General features: G+C 33.5%; 2 protein-coding genes and 1 CRISPR repeat array. Both genes read right to left on the bottom strand.

What is annotated here, in order from left to right:
- Nucleotides 1-116: 116 nt before the first annotated feature.
- Nucleotides 117-350: a hypothetical protein gene (locus ACP5QL_RS09200; RefSeq protein WP_428127280.1), complete on the bottom strand. Its 234-nt coding sequence runs from the start codon at nucleotides 348-350 to the stop codon at nucleotides 117-119.
- 48 nt (nucleotides 351-398) lie between these two features.
- Nucleotides 399-629: a DUF2922 domain-containing protein gene (locus tag ACP5QL_RS09195; protein WP_428127277.1), complete on the bottom strand. Its 231-nt coding sequence runs from the start codon at nucleotides 627-629 to the stop codon at nucleotides 399-401.
- Nucleotides 630-779: 150 nt separating this feature from the next.
- A CRISPR array of direct repeats spans nucleotides 780-1,077; the repeat unit is 30 nt; unit sequence GTTTCAATCCCTTATAGGTACGCTACAAAC.
- Between the last annotated feature and the right edge of the window lie 38 nt (nucleotides 1,078-1,115).

Below are 1,115 nucleotides of genomic sequence, written 5' to 3'. Positions count from 1 at the left end.
CTTATAGGTACGCTACAAACCAACACTACAATCCTTGAAATAGAAAAAATTATAGCGTTTCAATCCCTTATAGGTACGCTACAAACAATTAAATGCTTTATCAAAATTGTCTCTCATCACCATAACCTCAAGGTTATTACTCCTATCTTTTCTCCTGAAATATCCCATATGCCAATTCCAAAAGGAAAAAGGGATAAGGAAATCTTAAGCTTTTTTGGGTTATCATTTAAAAGTTCCTGCAACCTTAAAATATTCCCCTTAAATCCAATTGAAAATAAAAATTTATCTTCTCTGTCAAAGAAGTTTAGCTCCTCGTCCTTAAAAATTATTTTAAAATCTCCTATCTTCATATAATGGGGATGGCCGCTTTGGCCATCCCCAAATCCTCACCCCCTTACTTAAGGATTGTAGATATCGTTTGTGGTAGTTTCAATTATTCTTGCATCAACTTTTTCTACCAAGTCTCCTGATCTTCCCTGAATTATATTTTTCTGAATTATTAAGTCCATTGCATTCAAAATATCTTGATCAGTTAAATTATCTTTTGGATCTGGAATTGTAATTGTATATGTTGATCCTCCAGAATCAAGAAAGGTCATTCTTATTACTTTTCTTGTAGAAACAGCCAAAATTTCACCTCCTTTCAATTTAATTATTAATTATTACGCGCTAAAAATTCTCGTACATTACATCCCTTTCTCTGTACACTCCATCGATCGCATGCTTTTGGAGTGTTGCAAGTGCAATACCTACATCGTATACGTCCTGATCGCTTGCTGGTTTCAATCCCTTATAGGTACGCTACAAACGAAGAAAAGATATAGATAAAAGGAATAAAAAGTACAGTTTCAATCCCTTATAGGTACGCTACAAACAAATACAAAGAAGAAGTGATATATCGAGGAATTCGAAGTTTCAATCCCTTATAGGTACGCTACAAACGAGATGCATAATTTTCCTTTTATTTCCACGATGTTTTGGTTTCAATCCCTTATAGGTACGCTACAAACCGATATTGTTTATGTTGTCCGTTTTCAAACCTTGTTTGTTTCAATCCCTTATAGGTACGCTACAAACATAGAAGTAAAAATACAAAAAAAAGGAATATAAGTAAG

The sequence above is a fragment of the Dictyoglomus sp. genome (assembly GCF_049968615.1).
In the GTDB taxonomy this organism is placed as follows: Bacteria; Dictyoglomota; Dictyoglomia; order Dictyoglomales; family Dictyoglomaceae; genus Dictyoglomus; species Dictyoglomus turgidum.
This window is presented reverse-complemented; position numbering and strand designations above follow the sequence as displayed.